General features: G+C 35.9%; 4 protein-coding genes and 3 pseudogenes. 5 read left to right on the top strand and 2 right to left on the bottom strand.

Annotated elements, in window-relative coordinates; genetic code table 11:
- Positions 1–119: 119 nt before the first annotated feature.
- The gene (locus tag OZD68_RS05505; RefSeq protein ID WP_255407357.1) at positions 120–254 is read left to right on the top strand and encodes a hypothetical protein; all 135 of its coding nucleotides are present in this window, start codon (positions 120–122) and stop codon (positions 252–254) included.
- A gap of 304 nt (positions 255–558) precedes the next feature.
- Entirely contained in the window at positions 559–2,121 is a 1,563-nt protein-coding gene (gene guaA, locus OZD68_RS05500; RefSeq protein ID WP_182309175.1) for a glutamine-hydrolyzing GMP synthase, read from the top strand.
- Between the two features lie 107 nt (positions 2,122–2,228).
- Here guaA and OZD68_RS05495 read toward each other — a convergent pair.
- A pseudogene (locus OZD68_RS05495) lies at positions 2,229–2,534 on the bottom strand (TerC family protein); the annotation flags it as partial.
- 104 nt (positions 2,535–2,638) lie between these two features.
- Positions 2,639–3,046 (bottom strand): annotated as a pseudogene (locus OZD68_RS05490) (TerC family protein); the annotation flags it as partial.
- Between the two features lie 418 nt (positions 3,047–3,464).
- Between OZD68_RS05490 and OZD68_RS05485 the strand changes: the two are divergent.
- The 3 genes and pseudogenes from OZD68_RS05485 to OZD68_RS05475 all read left to right on the top strand — a co-directional run.
- Positions 3,465–3,626, top strand: coding sequence for a hypothetical protein (locus OZD68_RS05485; protein WP_275009214.1), 162 nt, complete (start codon positions 3,465–3,467; stop codon positions 3,624–3,626).
- A 185-nt stretch (positions 3,627–3,811) separates the two neighbouring features.
- Positions 3,812–4,405, top strand: a complete 594-nt coding sequence (locus OZD68_RS05480) for a hypothetical protein (RefSeq protein ID WP_275009213.1) — start codon at positions 3,812–3,814, stop codon at positions 4,403–4,405.
- Positions 4,402–4,807, top strand: a pseudogene (locus OZD68_RS05475) (hypothetical protein); the annotation flags it as partial. The gene OZD68_RS05480 and the pseudogene OZD68_RS05475, both read left to right, overlap by 4 nt.

Genomic DNA, 4,807 nt, shown 5'->3' with positions numbered 1-4,807 from the left:
GCTCTTAATCAAGCGTTTTAGAATAAAAAAAACGCCGATATTTTAGTACATGGTAAATAGCCAACCACCATGGGGCTTCTTTTGCCTTTTTTTTCACTTGGTAAATTTCTTAAACATTTATGGCTAAACGACAATCGTCATCCCGCTACTTGTTAGCGGGATCTATTGCCGAGATACCGCGAATGAATCGCGGTATGACGGTTCGCGGTGGCATGACGATAAAGTTTATACCTCGTCATCCCGCTGCTTGTTAGCGGGATCTCTTGTTAGCGGCTGAGATACCGCGAATGAATCGCGGTATGACGGTTCGCGGTGGTATGACGGTTCGTGGCAGCATGAAGATAATCCCGCTACTTGTTAGCGGCTGAGATACTGCGGCGGTATGACGTAGATTGCTGTCATTCCGCTACTAGTTAGCGCCGCAGCGGTATGGTGTAGGAAAATTAGCTATATAGCTAACTTGTACCACGCGTTAAAGCTTTTAAACAGGTCTTGGTTTACTTACTCCATTATTTTCTTTACTATCAGATATCGTTTTAAATAATATGGAGGAGCAAATTGTCAGCAATTGCCATTATTGATTTTGGTTCACAGTTTACACAGCTTATCGCAAGACAAGTAAGAGGAATGGGTGTTTATTGTGAGATATTTCCAAGCAACATCAGTTTTGAAACAATATCAAAATTCAATGGGTTTATTCTCTCTGGAGGAGCACAATCTGTAAATGATGATTGTTCTGAAACAAGTAGAGTAGTACATGAAATTATAAAACTTAATGAGGCAACAAGCGTTCCTATACTTGGAATATGCTATGGACAGCAACTCATTTGTCATTATTTTGGAGCAAAAGTAAAAGAGAGTTTCAAACAGGAGTTTGGTAGAACTAAAATCAAGATACTAAAAGAATCCCCCATTGTAAAGGATACCTGGGATGTTAATTCTGAAGTGGATGTATTAATGAACCATGCGGACAGTGTTGATACTATACCACAGGGATTTACTGTTATCGCATCAGGTGTGATAAATCAAACAATTGCAATGATTGTCAACGAACAGCGGAAGATTTACTGTACTCAGTTCCATCCTGAGGTTAAGCCCACAACAAATGGCAGTAAATTGCTCTCTAACTTCTTGGATATTGCAAATTGCAAAAGAGACTGGACAATGAAGTCGTTTATTGAGGAGCAAAAGGAAAAAATCAAAAATGTAGTAGGAGAGAAAAAAGTAATCGCTGCAGTAAGTGGTGGGGTTGATTCAAGCGTTGCAGCGGCTCTCACACATAAAGCTATAGGAAAACAATTGAACTGTATTTTTATCGATACTGGGTTGTTACGCAAGAACCAAACCATCGCTATGTTGAAAGAGATTCCGGTAAATTACGTTGATAAATCAAATTTATTTTTGAGTATGTTGAAGGGAATAACTGATCCAGAAGAAAAGCGAAAAATTATCGGTAACACTTTTATTGAAGTGTTTGAAGAAGAAGCAAAAAAAATAGGTGATGTGGATTTTTTGATGCAAGGTACCATCTACTCTGATGTAGTTGAGTCAGGGCATGCCTCAAACAACACTAGTACAATTAAGTCTCACCATAATGTTGGTGGGTTGCCAGAAAAGATGAACCTGAAGCTAGTGGAGCCTTTACGCTACCTCTTTAAAGATGAGGTAAGGCTACTTGGAAAAGAAATTGGGCTTTCAGATGAGATAATATTTCAACATCCATTTCCTGGACCTGGACTTGCAGTGAGGATTATAAGTGAAGTCGATGAAGAAAAGGTGCGAATATTGCAAGAAGTAGATGAAATATATATTAATACGATGAAAAATTACGATCTATATGATAAGATATGGCAAGCTTTTGCTGTATTATTACCAATAAAAACTGTAGGCGTTATGGGAGATGGTCGTACGTATGGATATGTTTGTGCTTTAAGGGCTGTAACATCATCTGATGGTATGACAGCCGATGCATTTCCATTTGAAGATAAGGATCAACACTTGCTAGTATTTTGGGATTTTTTACGCAATGTCGGCAGTATAATTGTTAATAATGTTCCAGGAGTAAATAGAGTTGTTTATGATATCACTTCTAAACCACCCGCAACTATTGAGTGGGAGTAAATCAAAAAGATCCCGCTGCTTGTTAGCTGGATCTAGAGATACCGCGAATGAATCGCGGTATGACAGTTCGCGGCAACATGACGACAACCTCTTCATCCCGCTGCTTGTTAGCGGCTGAGATACCGCGAATGAATCGCGGTATGACGGTTAATTTTCTTTATTTTTCTTATAATTTCCACAAGCAGTGCAAACATAAATGAAGAATACAAATATCCTTTTGGTAATTCTATATGAAATCCATGAAGTATGAGGTACACACCGACAAGTAAAATAAATAAAATGGCGATTATTTTTAACCCTGGGTTAGATTTGATTAACTGGGCGGTATAACTTGATAAAAACAGCATTGCTAGCATGGAAAATGTAAATGCTGTAGCAATTATTACCATGTTATAAGTTAGTGCTATAGCAGTTATAGCACTTCTCGCAATAGTCCGAATAGGATAAGATATGTGCTTATGGCTATGGTAGAGCAGTAGCATATTATGATCTGTTCGGATTATTGTAAAAAGAGCTATAATATCGAATCAACCGAAAAAACTAAATCTATTAATATAATTTGTAGCACAACTAAAAAAAATTTTGATTTAACGTTTGCTTTCTTTTTATTTTTCTTACATACAAAGATGTCATCCCGTAACTCCATAGAGCTCTTAACAATAAGGAATAATCCCCCTGCGATCATAAGTAAATCCCTTGCTGATGCAGTGTGAAATATAGGTTTTTGCATTGATAATATAGATGATGTAAAAAATAGTATTACAAAACGCATTAATAGTGCTAATCCAAGGCCCATAGGTCGCACTCTTTCTCTCAGCGCATTTGGTACCTTATCTATTGCTAGAGAAATAAAGATTAAATTGTCTACACTAAGTATAGTTTCAAGTAGTGTAAGTGTCAGTAAAGTCCAAGCATCAGTTAGCATTTTTGTTTCAAATTCGGTTCTTCTTACTCTACAATAGATGTGTAAAAATTAAGTGACTTCACTCAGAAGTTTTATAGCAGTTCTCCAGAAAAACAGGATATATAAAGTTCAGCAGCTTCTTCTATTTTCGTTTTTGAGCAAAATCAATAATAAGAGAGTTTCTTATTTTCATGCACGCAAATAAGATAAAGCCTTATTTTCATTTTTGACTTTATTTGAAAATAATATATACTATAAAAATAGTGTGCTCGGTTGAATGAATGTATATTAAAGGATCGCCATCATGCAAAGTATTCGATGGTTATCAGGCATTTATACCAAGCCCCTTGCCACCAAAATTTGAATGGGACAATGATTTAGTTAATAGTCTTTAAACCCTTACTTTACTATAAGGAAAGTGGTTGAAAACTTAGGTGTCGTGTTTACAACAGCCCAAAGAGCAATCGTAAAGCTTGAAGATTTAGGCATCGTTTCACAAACTTCTCAAGGAAAGAGAGATCGGGTTTATTGTGCAACTGATATTTTGAATATTCTAGAAGAACCAACTAAGATTACAGAGAACTTCGATAGCACATTGTAGCTATTGTGATGAATAAATTCAGCAAACAGCAAGCTTAAAGAGTCTGATCCAATGGACATGCTGAACAAAAAGTAAGGAGCTCCTTTTGGAGGATTATATTAACTTATTAATTAATTGCTTGACTTTTAGCAGGATTTATTATATTATTTATTAATGAGTAATGCAATCAAACCAAGGAGGATAGCATGATAAATAATTTGGATTCAATAATTCTTGGAATAAAAGATGGTGAAAAGGCGATTGAAGATTTAATGGTTGTTCTTAAAAAAAGAAAAGAAGAAGTTATTGCTACACAGACATTTAATTACGCTTTACGATGCCCAAAAACTACAAAGGAAGCTATAGTACACGAAATTCTGCTTCATTTTATACAAAATCCTGGCGAGCAATCACTAGAACAAGTGATACAATGCTTAGATAGAGCAATACAATCTGGGATATATGCAAAAAACAACCCAATAAGAAATCTAGATGAAGAATTTCGTACTCATATAAACTTTAAAGATGAAGAGGGAAATACATTACTACATCATGCAGTTATAGGTAATAAAACTGAAGAAATAACCACACTTCTTGTTACATATAGTGCAAATCCTTTGATACAAAACGCGGATAATAAAATTCCTTCAGATTTAGCTCAAGGAAAAACAAAAGAAGTGCTTATTATAGCTCTTTTTACAATAATCCGAACAGATCATAATATGCTACTGCTCTACCATAGCCATAAGCACATATCTTATCCTATTCGGACTATTGCGAGAAGTGCTATAAAAGTATGAAAAAACAAGCTCATACGAAAAAAGAAAGCGCTATGATAGGCAGTTTAGTGCCTGGCATAATGATTTGTGGTTTTCTTGGTGTTGTACTTGGAGCTGGTGTGTATGTTGCAGTAAGTCTTTCTGGTGGTATGATACTAGGTGTAATGATAGCATCTGTTCTTGTTGCTAGTATAGCTGTTGGGCTGGCCATGTATTTTTTGAGTCAAGACTATGAACAGGCTAAAGCGATAGAAAAAACTATTAGCACTGTTAGCTCTGTTAGCTCTGAAATATCTGTTGGTGCTGCAAATGGTAAAATGATAAAGAAGGGCAACAACTTACATAGAAAAAGCTATAGTATAGCTCTTTTTACAATAATCCGAACAGACCGTAATATGCTACTGGCCTGCTATAGCCATAAAC

Origin of the sequence: Wolbachia endosymbiont of Drosophila bicornuta, from assembly GCF_028982105.1 — a bacterium.
GTDB classification, from domain to species: domain Bacteria; phylum Pseudomonadota; class Alphaproteobacteria; order Rickettsiales; family Anaplasmataceae; genus Wolbachia; species Wolbachia pipientis.
Note: the sequence above shows the minus strand (reverse complement) of the source record. Positions and strands in the feature narration are given on the sequence as shown.